Consider the following 20,728-nt stretch of genomic DNA (forward strand, 5'->3'; position numbering starts at 1 on the left):
GCTCTTTTCCTTTATCCCAATTAATGTTTGTACATACCCGTAGTATGAGAGACACCAAGATCATCAGATACACTTGAGTTTGCGTTAATGATCCCATATACAGCGCCAAGAAGAAGTCCGGAGAGAATCACTATCCAAATAGTCATTCTTTTCTCTTTACTCTCCTTACCACTGTAATCTTCTATTTTTTCTAATGTTGGTTCTACACTTTTCATTTTAGCATCTTTCCTTATTTCTTAATGAGGTCTGAACGAGGATAAACAAATACCGTATGTCTATCTACCACGATCTTCTCTTTATCATCTGTTGCATATGCTTTAATAGTAACAGGAATCGGTACATCTTTTCTTGCATCATTTGCTAACCTCTCTTTGGTTTGCAAGACAACAACTTTCTTTCTCTTCTTCCCTGCTGCAATACTAAATGACTCTTTTGGTCTGATGATCTCTATCTTATCATTATCTAGGATCTCGAAATAATATGTATGTTCTTTACTGTCTGTATTTTGGAACAAGAAGAGGTAATCATTTTGCACCACACCACCATCAAGTACTTTATAGAGTCTTGTATTTTTATTCACATTGAGGAGCATATGTTCCTTGGTACTTCCCATCGCGAAAAGTGCTACCAGGACTATTGCCAATACAGTAAAGTATGCAATGATCTTTGGTCTAAAGTAGTTAGTTTTTCCTTCATGTCTAAGTGCCTCTTTCTCACTTGACCAACGCACCAAACTTGGTTTACCCAATGCACCCATAACAGTAGTACAGGCATCCACACACTCAAGACAGTTAATACACTCCAACTGCATCCCTTTACGGATATCAATGTGTGTAGGACATACAGTCACACAACTCTCACATGTCGTACACTCAGCACTTGGATCTACAGCTAATAACTCTTTTGTTTTATCAAATTTCTTTTCTCTCTCATAACCATGCCCCTGGTAGATATCACCACCACGGATAGGATCATAAACTGCTTGTATAGTTTCATCATCATAGAGTACAGACTGTACACGACTATAAGGACAGATATAGATACAGAAATCCTCTTTAATGAAAATAATATCAGCAATTAAAAAGAGTGCAAGGCCAAGCACAAAACCTAATAACATCTTGTGTTCCATAGGGTTAGCAAGATTGACAAAAAACTCTTCAGGCGGAACAAAATACCACATAAAGTTTGCCGCAGCGATCAAAGAGAGAACAGACCAAAGTAAAATAGCAATAATTTTTTAACCTGATTTTCAGCCTTCGACATATCTGGTTTCTTTTGCTTATTTTTAATACGTTTATGCAAACCTAAAAGTTTTGTCTCTATCCCATCTCTATATATCACTCTAAAGATAGTCTGAGGACAAGCCCAACCACACCATGCTCTACCACCGACAGCCGTTACTGCAAAGATCCCCAAAAAGAGTAACATTAGTAAGAAAGGCATAAGATAAAGCTCTTGCATATCAAATGCTGTTCCTGCTAAGTGTAGTTTCTTTTGATCAAAACTAAGGAGAAAGAGGTGATTTCCTCCTATAGTGATCCACGGTATAACCAATGCTACGATCGTAGCAGCTAAATATGCCCAATAACGCTTGATACGATAAGGCAGCCACCCCTTCAGGTATTCTTTTGCTTGATTTTTTTTCGGTTTTTCTTCTATATTTATCGCTGTTTCTGTCATTACGATATCCTTTTTTGTTGTTTTTCCTGTTCAAATGGACATATCAACAAAGTATTGTCCACGCCTGAGATCTTCTGTGGCTGGTTTATCTCCATCCAAGATCCCTCTACCAATTCTCTAATACCTCTTGACTCAATATAATCTTTCAAAGAACTACGACTTACTTCTAACTCTCTGGCAATAGCACTCACATTCAATCCCTCTTTAAGCAAAGAGATAATTTGCGGCTGGTGCACATCAAACTTAGAAGAAGAACGGCTTCCTTTAGGACGACCTATCTGATTGGATTTTGCCTTTTGTGCTTCACGCAGATCGTTAAGCAAAGGAAAGATCTCCACAACAGTCGTCTTTTTATTGATAAGTGTTTTTGAGCTGGCTATATAAAGATCAATGCTGCGACTTAGCATACAATTAATGATTTTAATAAGCTCTTCAGCACGATCACTCAACACAGACAATGTATCAACAACCAGACTACTGCCCTCTTCAAGAGAGTGCATAAACTCTTCAAACTTTTTTCTCTCTTCTATCAAGTGATTTTTGCTTGAATACTCTATAACCTCTTTATCTATGTCTATATTTTGAGCCAATGAAAATGAGAGAATATTACGTTGTTGTTCAGACATATTATTATTGTCTGCCATTTGTCTCAAATACGCATATGTCATATCATCCCCTTTATCATTCCCATAATTTTAACTTAAATTGATGATTAAAGTCAAGTATTCTTAGTGTATTTACGTCAATTTATGCCTTTTTACGTCATAATTACTTTATTTACGTCATAATTTATGTTAGAATAATAAAAAATTAATATTGAATAGGAAATATTTGTGAACCTCACACACTTAGATGAACAAAACAAACCCAAAATGGTCGATGTCTCAGATAAAGACAACACCACACGTATCGCCACTGCCAGCGGTATCATAGAAGTCGGACAACCTGCTTTTGATGCTGTTGTATCCAACTCAGCCAAAAAAGGTCCTGTACTGCAAACTGCGGTCATCGCGGCTATCCAAGGTACAAAGCAGACCAGTACACTCATCCCTATGTGTCATCCTCTCATGCTCACTTCAGTCAAAACAGACATAGAAGAGCTGCCAGAGCTTCCAGGCTTTAAACTTACAGTCACAGCAAAACTTAATGGACAAACAGGCGTAGAGATGGAAGCACTCACCGGTGTGAGCGTAGGACTACTCACCATTTATGATATGCTCAAAGCCATTGACAAAGGTATGATCATAAGAAATGTACAATTAGAAGCCAAATCAGGAGGTAACAGCGGTGATTTTAGACGATAAAACTCCAGACAGACCAAAAATCGAATATCCGACCAACTGGGGATTCAAACTTATTGGAAGAGATAAAGAAGCTCTTCTTGCATGTATCAAAGAAGCTATGGGAGAAAAAGAACACCTCTGCTCTCTAGGCAATGCTTCAAGAACGGGTAAATTTCGAACCTATAATGCAAGTTGCATCGTAGAGACTGAGGAAGAGAGAAACAGGATCTTCAAGTATTTTGAAGAGCATGATGCTGTGGACATGGTGATTTAATACTTATTAATTCATTTTTTAATGTTGAAGTTATATGATTTTTTTGGAGAAGAGAGCATCTATAGAAAGCTATAAATGCTTGTGAGAACGGAGTGAAGACTTCGTTCTATTTGTATCTAAAAGTGATACGCCCTTTATCAAGACTGTATGGAGTAAGCTCAACTTTTACAGTATCTCCTGGTAGGATCTTAATGTAGTGCATTCTCATCTTTCCAGCGATATGACAAAGCACGATATGTCCATTGTCCAACTCTACTCTGAATGTCGCATTTGGTAATGCTTCAACCACTTTACCATCAATTTCAATTACATCATCTTTTGCCATTATTTTCCTTTGTACATTTTCTATATATATAGTTCCAAACCGTGAAAAATCGTGAAGCTTATGCTTCAGTCAAAATGACAGCTTTACCATCTACTACCGCTATTTGATGCTCATAGTGACTCGTATGAAGTTGATCTTCACTTATCACTGACCATTGATCTTCAAGCAAGACAGGTTTTCCACTCTTTTGACAAACCATAGGTTCTAAACAAAAGACCATACCATTCTTGATCTTAGGCCCTTGATTGGGCTTACCTTCAAGATAGTTGGGGATATTGGGTTCATCATGTGGTTTCGTACCAATACCATGTCCACAATAATCTCTTAGTGGGACAAATCCTCTCTCTGTGATAAAGTCTTCAAGAATTTTGGTTAACTCTTTAAAACGCATACCTACTTTAATAGAATCAATAGCATGATAAAGCGCATCTTTTGAACACGCGATAAGTGCTTCATCTTCTGCTGAGATCTTACCCACACCCATAGTGATAGCTGCATCACCATAATAGCCATCCAGCTTGGTACCAATGTCCAAGCCCAAGATATCGCCCTCTTTAACCACAATATCTGTAGGCACTCCATGAATACATACTTGATTCACTGAAGTGCATACCGATCCGGTAAAACCGTAAAGACCTTTAAATGAGGGGATAGCACCATGTTTACGCACAAAGGCATCACCCATAGCATCTATCTCATTAAGTGTCATTCCGGGTTTGATTGTGTTTTGAAGATATTGAAGTGTTTTTCCGACGATCTCACCAGCTCGTTTAAGCTTAGCGATCTCGTCAGGTTTTCTAATAGCAATAGCCATTATAGACCTACATTTCCTAATGTATCATATTGACCCATTGTTCTTTGTGCTTCTATTTTTCTCATCGTATCAAGTGCAACTTGAACGATAATAAGTACAGCAACCCCACCAAAGTAGAAAGATGCACCCATTCCAGAAATGATCATAAATGGTACTGTAGAAATAATTGCAAGATATACAGCACCTGAACCGGTGAGTCTACTTGCAACTTCATTTAAAAACTCTTTAGTGTGTTCACCTGGTCTAACACCAGGGATAAATCCACCTTGTCGTTTTAGGTTATCTGCAATGTCTTTCGCATTAAATGCGATCGATGCATAGAAAAATGCAAAGAACATTACAAGTAAGAATGTTACTACATTAAAGGTAATTCCACCTGGCGCTAATGAATCTGCTACAGCTGTAGCAAACTCAGAAGTGCTTGACTGTAACATAGTCAATGGAAACATCAATACCGCCGAAGCAAAGATAGGAGGAATAACACCCGAAAGGTTTACTTTCACGGGGATATAGTTCATCACTCTCTTTGTTTGGTTCTGCATGATGGTCTTTCTTGAATAAGAGATAGGTACTCTTCTCTCACCCAGCTCCACATAAATAATAGCCAAAATAGTGATCAGCATGATCGCTAAAATACCAAGTATCACTAAGAAGTTCATCTCACCGGCATTTACTGCTCTGATCGTATTACTTATCGCTGATGGTAATCCAGAAACAATACCGGCAAAGATAATAAGTGAAATACCGTTACCAATACCCTTTTGCGTGATCTGTTCACCGATCCACATAAGCAACATCGTACCTGCTAACATAGAGAAGGTAGTAAGAATAGTAAACATCATAGGATCTATCATTACGGCACTCTGTCCAGCGCTACCTGTCATGCTTTGAAGTCCCATAGAGACACCAATAGCCTGTACTATAGTAATAAAAATAGTAAAGTAACGAATAATTTGCATATATTTTTGCATACCGTCACGCTCTTTTTTCATTTGTCCAAGTGCGGGGAAAGTTGCTGCAAGAAGTTCCATAACGATGGAAGCAGTAATGTAAGGCATAATACCTAAAGAGATAATACTCATACGTTCTACGGCACCACCAGAGAACATATTTGCCATACCTGCAATACCACCAGGGCTATCAAAGAGACCTTTGATAACTTCAAGATCAACACCCGGTGTCGGAACATAGGCTAAAACTCTGTACGCAAATAGGAATCCTAATGTAATAAGGATTTTTTGAGTTAAAGCGTTGCCCATGATTATTTTCCGCTTGTTGTAACAGCTTCGTCTTTGATCTTAGCTGCAAGGTCTTTTGCACTTGCACCGATCAATTTAACTTTAGTTACTGTTTTTTGCAATTTGTGAACCGACTTGATACTCTCAAGAGTAATTTCAGAAAGCTCAGCGATCGCTTTGATCTTTTCTACATTGATCACATATGGTTTCTCTACCGTAGAAGTAAATCCGATTTTAGGTAATCTTTTGTAAAGTGGCATTTGTCCACCTTCAAAACCTCTTTTTTTACTGTAACCAGATCTAGATTTTTGACCTTTGTTACCACGTCCAGCTGTTTTACCTGTTCCTGAACCTTGACCACGTCCAACTCTTTTTCTATTTTTCGTTGAACCTGGAGCAGGTTGTAAATTATGTAAACCCATAATTACCCCTTACGCTTTGATTCTAGTAAGTGCTTGAATAGTTGCTCTTACTAGGTTATTTGGGTTGTTAGAACCGATTGATTTGCTAAGAACATCTTGAATTCCTGCAAGCTCAAGTACTGGTCTGGCAGCACCACCGGCAATAACACCTGTACCTTCACTCGCTGGTCTAAGCACGATTCTACTTGCGTTGAATTTGTGCTCGATGTCGTGAGCAATAGTTGTACCTTTGATGTTTACTTTCACAAGATTCTTGTGTGCATCATCAACCGCTTTTTTAATCGCATCTGGAACTTCTTTGGCTTTACCAAATCCATATCCAACTGTACCTTTTTTATCACCAATAACTACAAGCGCAGTAAATCTAAATCTTCTACCACCCTTTACAACTTTAGTAACACGACCGATATTAACGATTACTTCTTCGAATTCTTTTTCAATTTCTTCATTATGATTATTTTTTTGCATCATGCTTCCTTAAAACTTAATTCCGGCTTCTCTAAGTGCATCAGCAAATGACGCAACAACACCGTGGTAAAGGTAACCATTTCTGTCGAAAACAACAGTATCGATATTTTTAGAAGCAAGGTTTTTAGCCATCTCAGCAGCTACTTTTTTTACATCTTCCTGGTTTACTTTTAAACCAAGTTTTTTACCATCTACAGAAGCCAATGTAACACCGTCAGTGTCATTGATCACTTGAGCGTAGAAGTGTTTGTTAGACTTAAATACAGATAGTCTAGGAAGAGTATCTGTTCCGAAGATCTTACCTCTTACTCTAGCTTTTCTTTGAGCGCGAAGTTTATTTTTTCTTTTTTGAATACTTTTTAACATCTACCGCCCCTTACTTACCAGCTGCTTTACCAGCTTTTCTGATGATCACTTCATCAGTATACTTCACACCTTTACCTTTGTAAGGCTCTGGTGGTCTGAATGCTCTAACTTCAGCAGCAGCTTGACCAACAACTTGTTTGTCTGTACCACTGATAGTAATAATATTTTTCTCAACTTTAATTTCAAGTCCCTCAGGGATATCAAAATTAATGTCATGAGAGAAACCAAGTTGAAGGTTAAGTACTTTACCTTGAACAGCTGCTCTGTAACCGACACCATTGATCTCTAAAGATTTACTATAACCTTTATCGAGTCCAATGATAATGTTGTTAAAGAGTGCTCTGTATGTTCCCCAGAACGCTGCATCTTGTTTCTCTTCACCGACTCTTGTAAAAGTAACTTCAGCACCATCGATGCTGATTTCTACTCTACCGTGAGTTTCAAGTCTTTTTTCAAGATTGCCTTTTTTAGCCACGAGAGTCGTACCGTCTAGTGATACATCAATACCACTTGCCACAGTTACTGGTCTTTTTCCTATTCTTGACATCTTGTCTCCTTACCAAATACTACAGATTACTTCGCCACCGATTCCACGTTTAAACGCTTCATCATTTGCAAGTACACCTTGGCTTGTTGAAACAACCAAAGTACCGTAACCATTTTTAAATGTTCTAATATCATCTTTACCTTGGTGAACACGTCTACCAGGCTTAGAAATCTTTTTAAGTTCATTGATAACGCTTTTTTCATTGTCGTCATATTTAAGAACCACTTTAATTGTTTTTTTGTTTCCATCTTCTTTTACTTTGAAACCTTCTAAGTAACCTTTATCTACCAAAATAGATACAGTCGCTTCAATCGTTTTAGAGTGAAGAAGTGTCGTAACGTCTAGTCTTCTTTGCGCAGCATTTCTTATACGAGTAAGAGAGTCTGCAATTATATCTGTCATCATCTTTTTCTTCTCCTTACCAGCTTGCTTTACGCATACCAGGAATAAGGCCTTCATTGGCCATTTTTCTTAAACATATACGGCAAAGACCAAAGTCTCTGTATACCGAGTGAGGTCTACCACAAATGTTACATCTTGTATATGCTTGCGTAGAGAATTTTGCTTTTCTCTTCTGCTTAGCTATCATTGATTTCTTAGCCATTAGTTTCTCCCTTTAGCAAAAGGCATTCCAAGCTTTTCTAAAAGCGCGAATCCTTCTTTGTCATCTTCAGTACTAGTTACGATCGTAATGTTCATACCGTGTGTTTTGATCACTTTGTCAAACTCTACTTCTGGGAACATCAATTGTTCTTGAAGACCGAAGTTATAGTTACCTCTACCGTCAAAACCTTTTCTTGGTGTACCTCTAAAGTCTTTTACTCTTGGAAGTGCAATAGATACGAGTTTATCAAAGAAGTTATACATATTTGCACCTCTAAGTGTTACTCTGATACCTGTTGGAGCACCTTCTCTGGCTTTAAAACCTGCAACAGATTTTCTAGCCATAACAATTACCGCTTTTTGACCAGCGATAAGTGAGATAGTGTCTGCCATGTTAGCGATGAGTTTATTATCTTTACCCTCTTCACCAGCACCGACAGAGATCACTATCTTTTCAAGCTTAGGAGTCTGCATCGGGTTAGCAATCCCACACTCTTCTCTGAGTGCAGGAACGATGTCATTGTACTTTTGCTTCATTCTACTCATAGGATTATGCCTCTACTTTTTTTACATTTGAGATGTGGATAGGCATTTCTTTGTTAGCAAATCCACCCTCTTTATTCTGCTCGCTTGGTTTAACAGCTTTTTTAACCATTTTACAACCAGCAACGATCACTGCATCTTTTTTAGTAAACACTTGAAGAACTTCTCCAGTTGTACCTTTATCATCACCAGCGATAACCATTACCTGGTCACCCTTTTTGATTTTGAATGTCTTAGCCATTACCATACCTCCGGTGCAAGTGATACAATTTTCATGAATCCTGCATATCTTGTTTCACGACTTACAGGGCCGAAGATACGAGTACCTATTGGCTCTTTTTTATCGTCGATGATCACTGCAGCATTGTCGTCAAATCTAATAAGTGAACCATTTTCTCTTTGGATCTCTTTTTTAGTTCTAACAACAACAGCTTTAATAACCTTACCTTTTTTTACTTTTCCAGTTGGAAGTGCTTTTTTAACAGAAGCAACGATAACGTCACCTACTGATGCGTATCTTCTTTTAGATCCACCAAGAACCTTGATACACATGATCTCTTTAGCACCAGAGTTATCTGCTACATTTAATCTAGTAAAACCTTGGATCATTACACTTCTCCTCTCTTCACGATTTCAAGAAGTCTGAAATTTTTTGTTTTAGAAAGTGGTCTACACTCGATTGCAGTCACTGTATCTCCAACATTAATGTCATTTTTCTCATCATGAATAAGATATTTCTTAAATCTTTTTACTGTCTTGTGATATCTTGGGTGAAGAACTTTTCTCTCAACGATCATCGTTGCAGTTTTATCTCCGGCCTTTTTAATCACAGTACCTGTTATTTGTCTTTTTGGCATAAATGACCCCTTACTTCGATCTAGCAGCAGTGAGTGCTGTCTGGATTCTTGCGATATCTTTTTTCGCTACTCTTAACTCAGTAGTGTTTGTCAATTGCATAGTCTTCTGCTTTGCATTGAGTGTAAACAACTCAAGTTTTTTCTCTTTAAGCATCCCTACAAGGTCTGCTTCACTTTTATCTTTCAAATCAATATAGTTCATTAGTATCCTTTAAAGCGATGATCTTACACTTAAATGGCATTTTATGAATTGCAAGTGTTAACGCTGCTCTAGCAAGCTCTTCTTCAACACCAGCCATTTCAAAAATAATTCTACCTGGCTTAATATTCATAACCCATTTATCAACACCACCTTTACCTTTACCCATTCTTGTCTCTAATGGCTTAGCAGTAAGTGGCTTATCTGGGAAAACTCTGATCCAAGTTTTACCTGTTCTTGCAATTTTTCTAGTCATTGTAATACGCGCAGCTTCGATCTGTCTAGAATCAATTCTACCAGCTTCTGTTGCTTTGATCGCGATTTCACCAAACTCAATTTTGTTACCTCTGAAAGATTTACCGCGGTTGCGGCCTTTCATCTGCTTTCTCCATTTAGTTCTCTTAGGCATCAACATAACTATTCACCTCTTTTTCTAGATGGTCTTCTACCACCTTTTTTCTCTTCTTTTGGCTCCGCCTGGATACCTTTAGCAAGAACTTCACCTTTGAAGATCCATACTTTGATACCAATGATTCCATAAGTAGTATGCGCTTCTGCAAAACCGTAATCGATTTTAGCTCTAAGTGTATGAAGAGGAACTCTACCCTCTAAGTACCACTCAGTTCTTGCCATCTCAGCACCACCAAGACGACCAGATACAGAAACTTTGATCCCTTTTGCACCTGATTTAAGTGCACCCTGGATTACTTTTTTCATCGCACGTCTAAATGCTGTACGACGCTCAAGTTGAGTTGCAACATTTTCAGCAGCAAGTTGACCTGAAGCCTGTGGACGTTTCTCTTCTTTAATGTTAATTGCTACATCTTTACCAAGCATCTTGATAAGTGTTGCTTTAAGTTTCTCAATGTCCGCACCTTTTTTCCCGATGATAATACCAGGACGTGCAGTTACAATGTTGATTCTTAATTTTTTAACTGTTCTTTCTATGATGATGTTAGAAACACCAGCATAGAAAAGTTCTTTTTTAAGGTATTTTCTGATCTTGTAATCTTCAGCGATAAACTCTGCTGTTCTACCTTTTGCCGGAAACCATCTTGATTCCCAGTTTCTGTTGATTCCAAGTCTAAGACCTATAGGATTTACTTTTTGACCCATATTATGCGTCCTCCCCAGTTTTTTCAGCTACGCCAACTTCTACTAAAATGTGCGCTGTTGGTTTAATGATTCTAGAAGCTGTACCTCTAGCTCTTGGTCTCCATCTTTTCATTACTGCTGCTTTGTCAACTCTACAAGAAGTAATCACTACTTCTTCTGGTTCAAAGTCGCCGTTAGCCACTGCAGATGCAATTACTTTAGAAACGATACCCGCTGCTTTGTTAGGCATAAACTCTAACGCTGCAAGTGCAAGTTCAGCATTCATACCCTGAACTTCTCTAGCGATGAGTCTAGCTTTTGTAGGCGAAACTCTTACGAATTTTGATAATGCTCTACTCATATTAACCTACCTTCTTCTGAACAGAACCTTTATGGCCCTTAAATGTTCTTGTCGGTGCAAATTCACCAAGTTTATAACCTACGTGGTTTTCAGTTATGAACACTGGTACAAATTGTCTACCATTGTGTACGTTGATCGTTAAACCAATAAACTCAGGGAAGATCACAGATCTTCTTGACCAAGTTTTGATTGGTTTTTTATCTCCAGCTTCTTTAGCTGCTAACACTTTTTTCATTAGGTGACCATCGATAAATGGACCTTTTTTTGTCGATCTTGCCATATCTTAGCCCCTACCTGTTTTTTTCTTAGAAATAATTAACTTATCACTAGCTTTTTTCTTACGAGTCTTAAACCCTTTAGCAGGCGTACCCCATGGAGATACTGGATGTCTACCAGAGTTCGTTTTACCTTCACCACCACCATGTGGGTGATCTATAGGGTTCATCGCAGAACCACGTGTTTGTGGTCTGATACCAAGGTGTCTGCTTCTACCAGCTTTACCAATAACGATATTTGAGAAATCTTCATTTCCTACTGTACCGATAGTTGCGAGACATTCAGCAAGGATGTATCTCATTTCACTAGATGGAAGTCTAAGCGAAACGTATTTACCATCTCTACCCATGATCTGTGCATAACCGCCCGCTGAACGTGCGATCTGACCACCATGACCTGGACTCATTTCAATGTTGTGAACCAATGTTCCCACAGGAATATTTTTCAACTTCATTGTGTTACCGGTTTTAATATCAAGACCAGCATCAGCAGACATGATTTTATCACCTACATTAAGACCTTTTGGTTGAAGTACATATCTTCTGTCACCATCAACATATTTGATAAGACAAATTCTACAGTTTCTGTACGGATCGTACTCAACAGTTGCAACAGTACCTTCGATATTAAATTTATTTCTTTTAAAGTCGATGATTCTGTATAGTTTTTTAGCACCTGCTTCTCTGTGACGAGAAGTGATTCTACCGTTACTGTTTCTACCTGCAGATCTTGGAAGATTTTTAAGTAGAGCTCTAACGCTTGCTTTAGCAGTGATATCACCACTGTCAAGGTTAGTCATATAACGACGTGAAGGTGTGGTTGGTTTATATGTTTTAATTGCCATCTTCTATCCTTATACCGCTAAGCTTTCGATTTTTGCATCTTCTGGAAGCTTCACATAGAACTTTTTCAAGTCTGGTCTTTTTCCTTCGATACCTTTAAATCTTTTCACTTTACCGTTTACTCTCATTGAGTTAACTCTAAGTGGATTGATCCCGAAGAATTCTCTAAAAACTTCTTTAAGACCATTTTTAGTCATTCTTGGAGTTGTTTGAACTACGATGACACCCTCTTCTTGAAGAGCCAAACTCTTCTCTGTATACATAATTGCTTTAATATCTGTAATATCTGCCATCTTAAGCCTCTTTAGTCAATTTATCAAATATTGCTTTTTCGATCACGATTGAGTGATATGCTGCAGCAAGATAAGCGTTAAGCTCATTTGATTCAATAAGGTATGCGTTTTGAAGATTTCTGAATGCTAAGAAAGTCTTATCATCGATCATCTCTTTCACTACAAGTACATCTCTTTGCTCAAGACCGTTTACAAATGCCAAAGCATCTTTTGTTTTACCAGACTCAATTGCAATGTTGTCAACCACGAAAAGTCTTTCGTTAGCTGCCATCTCTGCCAATGCATGGTAAAGTGCAATTTTCTTTTGCTTTTTGTTTACTTTTTGATCATAGTTTCTGTTTGTGCTTGGTCCGAATGCAACACCACCACCAACGAAAATTGGAGATCTTAATGAACCTGCTCTTGCACGTCCTCCACCTTTTTGAGCCCATGGTTTTTTACCACCACCACGTACATCAGATCTAGTTTTAGTCTGTGCTGTGTTAGCTCTAAGTCCAGCTGCATACGCTTTACAATAAAGGTAAAGGTTATGTGGGTGAACTTCCAAAAATGCTGCTGGAAGGTCTGTTGTTTTAATTACTGTTGTTTTCATTATTTAACTATCCTTACTAATCCTCTAGCCCCATTGTGACCAGGAATTGAACCTTTTAATACTAAAATTCCATTTTCTGCGTCAAATGAAACTACTTCATTTTTAACAGTTACTTGAGAGTTACCATAATGACCAGGCATTTTCTTACCTCTCATAACACGTCCAGGCCACTCGGCATTACCGATAGAACCGATACGTCTACCAAATCTGTGTCCGTGTGAACCAGGTCCGCCACCAAAGTTGTGACGTTTCATACCACCGGCAAAACCTCTACCTTTAGTGTTAAGTGAAGTTTTAACTAGTTCAGTATCAGCCAATACAGCTGTGCTTAGATCGCCAGCTTCAGTACCTTCAGCTACTTCGATGGTCATAAATTTGTTAAACTCTTTAGTCACATTAAATTTAGTCTGCTGACCTTCAATGCTCTTATTAAGTTTTTTACTTGAGTTGTACGCAACAAGTGCTTTTCCGTCTTCTTTCACTTCACAAACTTTCGTTTCAATGACTTTAAGAAGTGTAACTGGAACACTTGGTACATCAACAGTTCTGCTCATACCAATTTTTTCTATAATAAATTCCATCTCTACTCCTACTTGTCCATTGATCTGATTTCAACTTCGATCTCAGGTGCTAGATCCAACTTCATAAGTGAATCAATAGTATCTGAAGTAGCCGAAACGATGTCGATCATTCTTCCGTGAATTCTGATCTCAAACTGCTCACGAGCGTCTTTATTGACGTGTGGTGATTTAAGAACCGTATAACGCTTCATCTTAGTTGGCATTGGAATTGGCCCTCTAATCTCTGCACCTGTACGTTTAACTGCATCAACGATAGCAGCAACTGATCTGTCTAACACTCTGTGATCGTAAGCTTTAAGCTTTAATCTAATTTTTTCCATATTTACCCTTTAAAGAACTCGTTAGCCAAGGACATTGCCCGGGTGCCTAAACACAGGGGTTTAACCCTCTAACATAAATTTAGGAACGCGAATTATACCCAAAGTTTTTGAAAGGTGCAATACTATTTAGTCTAAAAAGGCTACAATATAGAAAAAAGTTTCCTTTTTATAAGGAATAATACTAAGGTTATAGCTATGGATTTACTTGAATATTATCAAAACCAGCATCCAGTCTGTGATAATTATGTTCCTAGAAAATGTCAATTACCCATTAAAGGGGACATCAATCTCTATGGTGTGCGTGGTGCAGGAAAGACAACAATCGTACTTGATCTGCTTTTAGAAAAAGATGCAGAGAAAACACTCTATATAGACTTAGATGATCCCAACCTTATGTTTAATACCATCACTACATTGTCACTGCAGCAGTACATCGACCGTGAGAGCATCACCCTGCTTGTGCTTGACCACTATAATGAGGGGTACCTTTCTACCTTTCCAAATGTAGAGAGGCTCATCGTACTCTCGCGCATAGGGCTAAAAGACAAAGTCCTAACCCCTATTGAACTTTTTCCTCTAGACTATGAAGAGTTTCTTGCTTTTGAAACCACATCCGCCCAAAGCAGTGGATTTAACCACTTCTTACGTTCTGGTACCTTGCCCCTACTCGCACGCTCTCAAAAAACAAGCACACAAGCCATGAAAACCTTTTTTCAAAGTGCCTTTAATGAAAATGAACAAAAACTCTTACTCATCCTGGCTCAACACCATACCAAACATCTTACTACCCATCAGATATATTCTTTTGCCAAAGAGAAGTTCAAAGTCTCCAAAGACTGGCTCTACAAAACCATGAAACTTTTTACGCAAGAGAAGCTGGTGCTCTTTATAGATGACTGTTACCAAAAGTCCGGGAAAAAAATGCTCCTCTTCGACTTTGCCTTTGCCAAATACCTCACGATAGGACAACCATTTATCATGCAGTTTGATACTATGATAGCACTCACACTCATGAAACACCATATAAAGGTTCAAACACTGGGCATACATGGGTATATTACTGCCAACAATGAACTCATCATACCTGCGCCATTTGAAAGTGAAGAGAGTCTCTGGGTAAAGTCTCAAAGTAAGTTTTCTCTTTACAAAAAATATGGCATCAAAAAAGTAAGTATCGTTACCGTAGCCAATGCTTACGAATATGACATCGAAAAATTACACTTTGAGGCACTACCCTTTAATGAATGGAGTGTCTTACATGATGAAACACCTTACGAAGCAAGTGCACAAGATTATGAAGAGGAGTAAATAGATCCTATGACTAAAAAAGCTATAAGCTACCTTTAGCTATTATTCGCATGCCTCTTTTCAGACCTGTGCAACGGTACTGAGAGACAATGGGTCAGGATGGGAACATAGCAGCCCACCTTTCTTTACTGTGTGCCGCAGGGATCTGGGGAGGGGTGTTAAAAACTACTTAATATCTTCAAACAATAATAAATGGATGGCTATTACGAGAAATCATTTAGTGATTTCCTGCATCATGCTTTAGCATTGAATTGAGACAAGATACTTAATATATGTATTGAGAGGTGTCCGAGTGGTCGAAGGTGCAGACCTGGAACGCGGAGATAAACTTCTATACACTTCATGACAATTCTCTACAATACCCTATAAATCGCACCTCTAAGAGAATCTTATTATTCACAATACTATACAGTTCAATATTTCTATGCTAGCTAGGCGTTAGCACCGATAAAGTTTGGAATTTGTGCTAATGTTAGCACGACTCTAGAATATACAGAATAGTAATATCTTCTATCTTATTTGTAATACGCATGCAGGTACGTAATTTCATCTGCAAATTAATGCACCAGGATAAATGAATCATCTCCCTCATAGACAGCTACAGGAGAAAGAGCGATAATTATAGCATGCTGGATAAACAAGAACCCACTGATCAATAATAAATGTGCCGTTTTCCCTATTATCCAAGGATATACCTTACAATGTCTATCGCGATAGAGTCGAAGGTTCCAACTCTATGGTGTCATATCTTACTTCAGATTGAGAGAAACTTTCCCTTTCTGGGTTTTTGAAGTATCTAATGCAAGATTTGTCAGGATGGATTCCATCATGGCTACTTTCTTTTCCATCAATTCAAGTTTGGCAATTTTAGCTTCCATCATTGCTATTTTTTGATCCTTAGCTTCTGCTTCAGCTCTGGTCTCCTGCACCACCTTGGTAAGCACAGCAACCATATCCATAGCACTCAAACCATCACGGCTTTGAATCGCTACGAGTTCAGGTACATCTTCTGCGATGAATCCAACGACTTGTTCTTTTTTGTCAGATTTATAGTTATAAGTCACAGGCTGTAGTTTATGAAAGGCTGCTAAAGCATCCTGAGTACTGAGTTCTTTGATATTTTCTTTTAGTTCACGGCTTGATGCGTTGTACCATACTCCACCTACATTCCTTGCTCCGTTACCCAGATACAGTTCTGTTCCACTGACATTGGACGTAGCATTCTTTACTGTAAATTCCGGACCACCCGTCCCAGCAAGTGTAGCTACAAATGCGGTTCCGTTCTGATGTGTACGAAAGTTCCACTGTATATCCGCTCTGGCATTTTTCAGACCAAATCCTGCATCTGATTCTAAATCTGCTTCACTATTGTCTGCTGAGAGAACAAGCAGGTTTGTTAAACCGTCACCTTCGGTGTTGGAACCTACCCATGTAGAGGTGATAGTATCTGTAGTTTCGAAGTTGCCGTTAACTCGGACAAGGTCATTGTCGAACTCTCCGTAGATGAGGGGAGTGGCAGTGGTGGAGTTATCGATGTAGAGCTTGTTGCTGCCGGTTTCGTTGTAGCCGGCAAAGCTACCTAGGAAGACGTTATAGCTGCCAGTTTGGTTATATCTACCACTTTTATATCCGCTGAAGGTGTTGTTCCGGCCAATCGTATTGCTGTAACCGCTCCATATGCCGCTGAAGGTGTTCTCACCGCCAGTCGTGTTGCTGTAGCCGCTGCAATAACCGCTGAAGGTATTACCATAGCCAGCCGTGTTGCCGGAGCCGCTGGACCGGCCAATGAAAGTGTTTTGATGGCCAGTCGTGTTGCTGTAGCCACTGTGATCACCACTGAAGGTGTTCCCCCATCCGGTCGTGTTGCCGGAGCCGCTGTGAACACCGCTGAAGGTGTTCTCACCGCCAGTCGTGTTGCTGAGGCCGCTGGATCGGCCAATGAAAGTGTTGCTGAGGCCTTCCGTGTTGCTGTTGCCGCTCCACATGCCGATAAAGGTGTTGTCACTGCCAGTCGTGTTGCTGAGGCCGCTGAAAACACCGATGAAAGTGTTGCTGAGGCCTTCCGTGTTTCTGTAGCCGCTCCTCATGCCTATGAAGGTGTTCCAAGAGCCAGTCGTGTTGCTGTAGCCACTCTCATAGCCGCTGAAGGTGTTGAAAGCACCGGTATTGGAAAATCCGGCACTTCTTCCGAAAAAGGAGTTGACAGATCCACCTCCCACATTGCCGGCCCCTAGGCCGTAGTAAGTATTGCTATCGCCTTCAAAGGCTTCGGTCACAATTCCATCTGTCTCGTGGGGCAATAGTTCTTCGTAGTGTATAGGAGGTTCGGGTTCATTGAACATCTCCTCCGCATCTGGAGTGGTTTCGGCCATTATAGCCGTTGTGCCTATTAGCAGCAGTGCTGCGATACTACTGATTTTGATGATGTTTTTCATTTTGAATCCCTTTAAAGAATTATTTAGTATTTAAACTAAAGAAGCCAGATTACCCCCTATTAGATAACCTGGCTTTCTCTAAAGAGACCCGTAAGCTTTCCGTCCTATTTTCACAAATAGTTTGGCTTTTCTTTTTTGTAATCAACAATTTATTTTAGTCTACATGACTACCTTCTTTATTATGGAATGAAGTAGCTTAAATCATTATTAAAGGCATATAGTATAGTCATAAACATAATAATTAATATAAGTTTTGGAAATTTAATAATAAAGGTTCAGTAAGCTTTAATTGTGGCAGACAGTGGGGGATTCGAACCCCCGGTGAGTTGCCCCACACCCGCGTTCCAGGCGAGCAGATTAAACCACTCTCTCAACTGTCTACAGTTTGAAGAATGACATTATACAAACACCATGCTAAATTCTGAATAAATTGGTGTGATTTCTATGCATCAAGATAAGCTTTCAGTTTTCTCCCAACTCTAGGACTTCTTAACTTCTTAATTGCCTGCTGTTCAATCTGCCTAACTCTCTCACGAGTAATACCAAACTTTTGGGCAATCTCTTCAAGAGTATATTCACCTCCACGACATAACTTTATATCATCTTTAGTTTCTCTCATTTTTACTCCCTTCTTCTTATTCGGATTTGATCAATATAGGAATCCAAGCAATCAAATTCCTCCCAATTCTCCATATGACCAAACTTATGACTAAATGCTTCCACTATACTTTTAATATCTTTCTCTTCTATTCCATCAAGATAATATTCGAAGACCTCTTTAATAATTACATCGAGGTATTTGATTGACCTTGACCTTATTAACTTTGCCAAGATCGCATCTACTTCCAGCTCATATTCATCGGAAACAATGGCAATATGGGATGGATCAACTTCATGTATAATATCTCTGAATTCATAATATAGAGAACCATAATGTCTTTTTAGCAACTTTCTATAGAATAATTTATAAGAGTCATAGAGACACTCTACTTCTGTACTTGGAATTGAGCATATCTCGAGGATTTTATCTTTATCAACAATATTAGCCTTGTCTATAAATAGCAGAAATTTCTCTGATCTCTCATCATAAGCAATTTCAGAGCAGCAACTCTCTTGCTTGATAGTTTCTTTTTCCAAATCTAAGCACATATATTGACTTACTTTAAACTCGCCAATTGATTTGGCTGTTACTAGAGGATCAGTTTTGCTATGGATATCATTGTCCATATGTAAGAATACACCTATCATCATGTTTTGACCCTTCTATTTGAATTTAACGCAAAGCTCTAATGCTTCTTTTTACGACCTCATCAGACATATACTCTTTAACTACTTTAGTCAAACCAGTCAAATGGTTCAGATTCTCCACTGTATTCCATTCCTTTTCTGTGCATAAGTTCTATACACGATTTAATGATTGATATATCTGCAAATTGGTGGCCATACCCTGACATTTTACATCTAACCGTTGGGTAATTGATGATATCGTCTGTGTATGTGTGATCAATAACGTCATCATGTGTGCCGGTGAAGACTGCTAAATATTGGTTTTCACTAACATCTTCTTGCCTGTTGAACCATTTTTCCATTTTATTTAACTGATCTTGTGTCAATAAGAATGTTGTCTCTGCACCATATATCTCATTTTTACCTATTTTTGGTTTGAGTGTTTTCCATGGTTTTAATGACGGATTGATTAGAATTGTGTGACAATCGTCAAGGGAAGACACTATGTAAGCGTAGAAGCCACCTAATGAACTTCCAACTAAGATTGGATATCCATCATTCGTTCTCATAGAAAGTATGATCTCATCAATTAAACTGTCTGGATCTTTTCCTGAAGTAGTAAAGTTTAACACTGTAGCATCAGGAAACATTGTTTGAAGCTGGTCTGATTTGTTCTGTCCAGTAGAAGCAAATCCCGCGATGTTGATTAATAATAAGTCTTGCATTATCTGTACCTCTTTCATATACTACTTCTCCCTTTGAAGTTGCTATAAGACCAAATAATTGTTTTGGAACCAAATCCATTATTTAGCCAATATTTTATACTTTTTGCATTTTGGATTGATGCATCCTGGATCAATCGGTAAGATTGCGACATGAATAGAATGCCCATCATCTGATAGAATATCTGATCCCATAGGAACATTGATCGGTGAACCACACTCCCCGCATGTACGCTTGCCACATACTTGACAGAACCACGACTGTTTACCTCTTTTATATTCTGCCTTGGCTCTCTCTATCACGTCAGCTGTCCATAGTTCTTTTTCTCCCCAGACAATAAGGTATTTATGCAGATTTTCAGAGAGCTTGAATGATCGACATGGATATTTTATATTTCCTTCTTCTTGATATTCATCTAAAATGCTAATGCCTCTAGGTTGCTGGGCTACAATCCTTTCTCCTCCTACTTCCTCTAAATGCTTGTTGCAAATTATACAAGTGTCTGAAGGAAGATATATTTGACTATTATCTAATTCATTCTGCTTGATCATTATATATTCCTTTCAGTCTAATTCTTCGAGATAATTTTTTAAACCCGTCCTATAGTTCTCTTGTTTACTTTCTCTACCCTTTAAGATACCATCTTCAAAGTCTAATATCAGAGTATCCATCGTAATTTCATAGACAGTCTTTTCGGCCGCTTCCCCGCTATTGACTACAATCGGTTTCTGCTTAGACTTCTTTACCAGTAGCTTCATAGGCTCATTTACCCATTCTGCAAAGAGTTTGTTGGCACCAAAGGTCTCTTTCATTGTATCCTTCTCACAGGTAAGGGAAATATCAATCAAATATAACTTCCCATTCTCAATACACCATTGAGGTTGATAGTTTTTCCATGATGCGAAGGGATAATAAATTTCTGGCTTTCCAAATTCTTTTATCTGCTTCCATCTTGTCTCATCGAGATGGAAGTGTTCAAGGACTCCAAATTCATGATTTTCAAATGAAACTGTCCCATATATTGTATCTCTCATTGGTTTACTCATCGAACTCTCC

General features: G+C 38.6%; 34 protein-coding genes, 1 tRNA gene, 1 other RNA gene, 1 pseudogene and 1 riboswitch. Of the genes and pseudogenes, 4 read left to right on the forward strand and 33 right to left on the reverse strand.

Annotated elements, in window-relative coordinates; all coding sequences use genetic code 11:
- Nucleotides 1-20 precede the first annotated feature (20 nt).
- From ACLHDG_RS13425 to ACLHDG_RS13435, 3 genes and pseudogenes are all read right to left on the reverse strand, one after another.
- Nucleotides 21-215 carry a hypothetical protein gene (locus ACLHDG_RS13425; RefSeq protein WP_415406755.1) on the reverse strand — a complete coding sequence of 65 codons (195 nt, stop codon included), beginning with the start codon at nucleotides 213-215 and terminating at the stop codon, nucleotides 21-23.
- Nucleotides 216-229: 14 nt separating this feature from the next.
- Nucleotides 230-1,680 (reverse strand): annotated as a pseudogene (ccoG, locus tag ACLHDG_RS13430) (cytochrome c oxidase accessory protein CcoG).
- A complete protein-coding gene (locus ACLHDG_RS13435) occupies nucleotides 1,680-2,348 on the reverse strand; it encodes a recombinase family protein (protein WP_415406756.1) in 669 nt (222 codons plus the stop codon). The pseudogene ccoG and the gene ACLHDG_RS13435 overlap by 1 nt, the downstream one beginning before the upstream one ends.
- A 165-nt stretch (nucleotides 2,349-2,513) precedes the next feature.
- On the opposite strand from ACLHDG_RS13435, the gene moaC reads away from it, so the two are divergent.
- Both moaC and ACLHDG_RS13445 read left to right on the forward strand, forming a co-directional pair.
- Entirely contained in the window at nucleotides 2,514-2,984 is a 471-nt protein-coding gene (moaC, locus tag ACLHDG_RS13440; RefSeq protein WP_415406757.1) for a cyclic pyranopterin monophosphate synthase MoaC, read from the forward strand.
- Nucleotides 2,968-3,237 carry a YbeD family protein gene (locus ACLHDG_RS13445; protein WP_415406758.1) on the forward strand — a complete coding sequence of 90 codons (270 nt, stop codon included), beginning with the start codon at nucleotides 2,968-2,970 and terminating at the stop codon, nucleotides 3,235-3,237. The genes moaC and ACLHDG_RS13445 overlap by 17 nt, the downstream gene beginning before the upstream one ends.
- A 106-nt stretch (nucleotides 3,238-3,343) precedes the next feature.
- Here ACLHDG_RS13445 and infA read toward each other — a convergent pair whose 3' ends face one another.
- From infA to rpsJ, 23 genes are read right to left on the reverse strand one after another with little or no spacing between them, the layout of a single operon-like run.
- Nucleotides 3,344-3,562 (reverse strand): translation initiation factor IF-1, encoded by a 219-nt coding sequence (gene infA / locus ACLHDG_RS13450; protein ID WP_223891920.1) that lies wholly within the window; start codon nucleotides 3,560-3,562, stop codon nucleotides 3,344-3,346.
- 58 nt (nucleotides 3,563-3,620) lie between these two features.
- Nucleotides 3,621-4,376 (reverse strand): type I methionyl aminopeptidase, encoded by a 756-nt coding sequence (gene map, locus ACLHDG_RS13455; protein WP_415406759.1) that lies wholly within the window; start codon nucleotides 4,374-4,376, stop codon nucleotides 3,621-3,623.
- On the reverse strand, nucleotides 4,376-5,635 hold the full coding sequence (gene secY, locus ACLHDG_RS13460) for a preprotein translocase subunit SecY (RefSeq protein WP_415406760.1): 1,260 nt from the start codon (nucleotides 5,633-5,635) through the stop codon (nucleotides 4,376-4,378). The genes map and secY overlap by 1 nt, the downstream gene beginning before the upstream one ends.
- Before the next feature lie 2 nt (nucleotides 5,636-5,637).
- A complete protein-coding gene (gene rplO / locus ACLHDG_RS13465) occupies nucleotides 5,638-6,036 on the reverse strand; it encodes a 50S ribosomal protein L15 (RefSeq protein ID WP_415406761.1) in 399 nt (132 codons plus the stop codon).
- 9 nt (nucleotides 6,037-6,045) lie between these two features.
- Entirely contained in the window at nucleotides 6,046-6,504 is a 459-nt protein-coding gene (rpsE, locus tag ACLHDG_RS13470; RefSeq protein WP_415406762.1) for a 30S ribosomal protein S5, read from the reverse strand.
- A 9-nt stretch (nucleotides 6,505-6,513) separates the two neighbouring features.
- A complete protein-coding gene (gene rplR, locus ACLHDG_RS13475; RefSeq protein ID WP_415406764.1) occupies nucleotides 6,514-6,870 on the reverse strand; it encodes a 50S ribosomal protein L18 in 357 nt (118 codons plus the stop codon).
- A 10-nt stretch (nucleotides 6,871-6,880) separates the two neighbouring features.
- Nucleotides 6,881-7,417: a 50S ribosomal protein L6 gene (gene rplF, locus ACLHDG_RS13480; RefSeq protein WP_415406766.1), complete on the reverse strand. Its 537-nt coding sequence runs from the start codon at nucleotides 7,415-7,417 to the stop codon at nucleotides 6,881-6,883.
- Nucleotides 7,418-7,426: 9 nt separating this feature from the next.
- Nucleotides 7,427-7,822, reverse strand: coding sequence for a 30S ribosomal protein S8 (rpsH, locus tag ACLHDG_RS13485; protein ID WP_415408344.1), 396 nt, complete (start codon nucleotides 7,820-7,822; stop codon nucleotides 7,427-7,429).
- Nucleotides 7,823-7,835: 13 nt separating this feature from the next.
- Nucleotides 7,836-8,021: a type Z 30S ribosomal protein S14 gene (locus ACLHDG_RS13490; RefSeq protein ID WP_415406768.1), complete on the reverse strand. Its 186-nt coding sequence runs from the start codon at nucleotides 8,019-8,021 to the stop codon at nucleotides 7,836-7,838.
- Entirely contained in the window at nucleotides 8,021-8,566 is a 546-nt protein-coding gene (gene rplE, locus ACLHDG_RS13495) for a 50S ribosomal protein L5 (RefSeq protein ID WP_415406769.1), read from the reverse strand. The genes ACLHDG_RS13490 and rplE overlap by 1 nt, the downstream gene beginning before the upstream one ends.
- Before the next feature lie 4 nt (nucleotides 8,567-8,570).
- A complete protein-coding gene (rplX, locus tag ACLHDG_RS13500; RefSeq protein WP_415406770.1) occupies nucleotides 8,571-8,804 on the reverse strand; it encodes a 50S ribosomal protein L24 in 234 nt (77 codons plus the stop codon).
- Complete coding sequence (gene rplN, locus ACLHDG_RS13505) at nucleotides 8,804-9,172, reverse strand: 50S ribosomal protein L14 (protein WP_309497312.1); 369 nt, start codon at nucleotides 9,170-9,172, stop codon at nucleotides 8,804-8,806. Before rplN ends, rplX begins: the two co-directional genes overlap by 1 nt.
- Nucleotides 9,172-9,420, reverse strand: a complete 249-nt coding sequence (gene rpsQ, locus ACLHDG_RS13510; protein WP_415406771.1) for a 30S ribosomal protein S17 — start codon at nucleotides 9,418-9,420, stop codon at nucleotides 9,172-9,174. Before rpsQ ends, rplN begins: the two co-directional genes overlap by 1 nt.
- Nucleotides 9,421-9,430: 10 nt before the next feature.
- The gene (rpmC, locus tag ACLHDG_RS13515) at nucleotides 9,431-9,622 is read right to left on the reverse strand and encodes a 50S ribosomal protein L29 (RefSeq protein ID WP_415406772.1); all 192 of its coding nucleotides are present in this window, start codon (nucleotides 9,620-9,622) and stop codon (nucleotides 9,431-9,433) included.
- Nucleotides 9,609-10,034: a 50S ribosomal protein L16 gene (gene rplP, locus ACLHDG_RS13520; protein ID WP_415406773.1), complete on the reverse strand. Its 426-nt coding sequence runs from the start codon at nucleotides 10,032-10,034 to the stop codon at nucleotides 9,609-9,611. The genes rpmC and rplP overlap by 14 nt, the downstream gene beginning before the upstream one ends.
- A 2-nt stretch (nucleotides 10,035-10,036) precedes the next feature.
- A complete protein-coding gene (gene rpsC / locus ACLHDG_RS13525) occupies nucleotides 10,037-10,735 on the reverse strand; it encodes a 30S ribosomal protein S3 (protein WP_415406774.1) in 699 nt (232 codons plus the stop codon).
- A 1-nt stretch (nucleotide 10,736) separates the two neighbouring features.
- The gene (gene rplV, locus ACLHDG_RS13530) at nucleotides 10,737-11,075 is read right to left on the reverse strand and encodes a 50S ribosomal protein L22 (protein WP_415406775.1); all 339 of its coding nucleotides are present in this window, start codon (nucleotides 11,073-11,075) and stop codon (nucleotides 10,737-10,739) included.
- A gap of 1 nt (nucleotide 11,076) precedes the next feature.
- Nucleotides 11,077-11,355 (reverse strand): 30S ribosomal protein S19, encoded by a 279-nt coding sequence (gene rpsS / locus ACLHDG_RS13535; RefSeq protein ID WP_295421092.1) that lies wholly within the window; start codon nucleotides 11,353-11,355, stop codon nucleotides 11,077-11,079.
- A 3-nt stretch (nucleotides 11,356-11,358) separates the two neighbouring features.
- On the reverse strand, nucleotides 11,359-12,195 hold the full coding sequence (gene rplB, locus ACLHDG_RS13540; protein ID WP_415406776.1) for a 50S ribosomal protein L2: 837 nt from the start codon (nucleotides 12,193-12,195) through the stop codon (nucleotides 11,359-11,361).
- A gap of 9 nt (nucleotides 12,196-12,204) precedes the next feature.
- Nucleotides 12,205-12,486: a 50S ribosomal protein L23 gene (locus ACLHDG_RS13545; protein ID WP_415406777.1), complete on the reverse strand. Its 282-nt coding sequence runs from the start codon at nucleotides 12,484-12,486 to the stop codon at nucleotides 12,205-12,207.
- Between the two features lies 1 nt (nucleotide 12,487).
- A complete protein-coding gene (gene rplD, locus ACLHDG_RS13550; protein ID WP_415406778.1) occupies nucleotides 12,488-13,078 on the reverse strand; it encodes a 50S ribosomal protein L4 in 591 nt (196 codons plus the stop codon).
- On the reverse strand, nucleotides 13,078-13,659 hold the full coding sequence (gene rplC / locus ACLHDG_RS13555; RefSeq protein WP_415406779.1) for a 50S ribosomal protein L3: 582 nt from the start codon (nucleotides 13,657-13,659) through the stop codon (nucleotides 13,078-13,080). Before rplC ends, rplD begins: the two co-directional genes overlap by 1 nt.
- A gap of 8 nt (nucleotides 13,660-13,667) precedes the next feature.
- Nucleotides 13,668-13,979 (reverse strand): 30S ribosomal protein S10, encoded by a 312-nt coding sequence (rpsJ, locus tag ACLHDG_RS13560; protein ID WP_012084095.1) that lies wholly within the window; start codon nucleotides 13,977-13,979, stop codon nucleotides 13,668-13,670.
- 195 nt (nucleotides 13,980-14,174) lie between these two features.
- Here rpsJ and ACLHDG_RS13565 point away from each other — a divergent pair, with 195 nt between their 5' ends.
- Both ACLHDG_RS13565 and ffs read left to right on the forward strand, forming a co-directional pair.
- The gene (locus ACLHDG_RS13565) at nucleotides 14,175-15,287 is read left to right on the forward strand and encodes an AAA family ATPase (protein ID WP_415406780.1); all 1,113 of its coding nucleotides are present in this window, start codon (nucleotides 14,175-14,177) and stop codon (nucleotides 15,285-15,287) included.
- 57 nt (nucleotides 15,288-15,344) lie between these two features.
- Nucleotides 15,345-15,442, forward strand: an RNA gene (gene ffs, locus ACLHDG_RS13570) — signal recognition particle sRNA small type.
- A 594-nt stretch (nucleotides 15,443-16,036) separates the two neighbouring features.
- On the opposite strand, the gene ACLHDG_RS13575 is transcribed toward ffs, so the two are convergent.
- The 7 genes from ACLHDG_RS13575 to ACLHDG_RS13605 form a co-directional block, all read right to left on the reverse strand.
- On the reverse strand, nucleotides 16,037-17,722 hold the full coding sequence (locus ACLHDG_RS13575) for a tail fiber domain-containing protein (protein WP_415406781.1): 1,686 nt from the start codon (nucleotides 17,720-17,722) through the stop codon (nucleotides 16,037-16,039).
- Between the two features lie 59 nt (nucleotides 17,723-17,781).
- A riboswitch (cyclic di-GMP riboswitch) is annotated at nucleotides 17,782-17,858 on the reverse strand.
- A gap of 156 nt (nucleotides 17,859-18,014) precedes the next feature.
- Nucleotides 18,015-18,102, reverse strand: a tRNA-Ser gene (locus ACLHDG_RS13580).
- A 62-nt stretch (nucleotides 18,103-18,164) separates the two neighbouring features.
- Nucleotides 18,165-18,320 (reverse strand): sigma factor-like helix-turn-helix DNA-binding protein, encoded by a 156-nt coding sequence (locus ACLHDG_RS13585; RefSeq protein ID WP_415408345.1) that lies wholly within the window; start codon nucleotides 18,318-18,320, stop codon nucleotides 18,165-18,167.
- 23 nt (nucleotides 18,321-18,343) lie between these two features.
- On the reverse strand, nucleotides 18,344-18,973 hold the full coding sequence (locus ACLHDG_RS13590) for a hypothetical protein (RefSeq protein ID WP_415406782.1): 630 nt from the start codon (nucleotides 18,971-18,973) through the stop codon (nucleotides 18,344-18,346).
- 83 nt (nucleotides 18,974-19,056) lie between these two features.
- Nucleotides 19,057-19,692, reverse strand: coding sequence for a YqiA/YcfP family alpha/beta fold hydrolase (locus tag ACLHDG_RS13595; protein WP_415406783.1), 636 nt, complete (start codon nucleotides 19,690-19,692; stop codon nucleotides 19,057-19,059).
- 60 nt (nucleotides 19,693-19,752) lie between these two features.
- Nucleotides 19,753-20,223, reverse strand: a complete 471-nt coding sequence (locus ACLHDG_RS13600) for a hypothetical protein (RefSeq protein WP_415406784.1) — start codon at nucleotides 20,221-20,223, stop codon at nucleotides 19,753-19,755.
- Nucleotides 20,224-20,235: 12 nt separating this feature from the next.
- Nucleotides 20,236-20,718 carry a hypothetical protein gene (locus ACLHDG_RS13605; RefSeq protein WP_415406785.1) on the reverse strand — a complete coding sequence of 161 codons (483 nt, stop codon included), beginning with the start codon at nucleotides 20,716-20,718 and terminating at the stop codon, nucleotides 20,236-20,238.
- Nucleotides 20,719-20,728 lie beyond the last annotated feature (10 nt).

Source organism: Sulfurovum iocasae (assembly GCF_047716765.1).
Lineage (GTDB): Bacteria > Campylobacterota > Campylobacteria > Campylobacterales > Sulfurovaceae > Sulfurovum.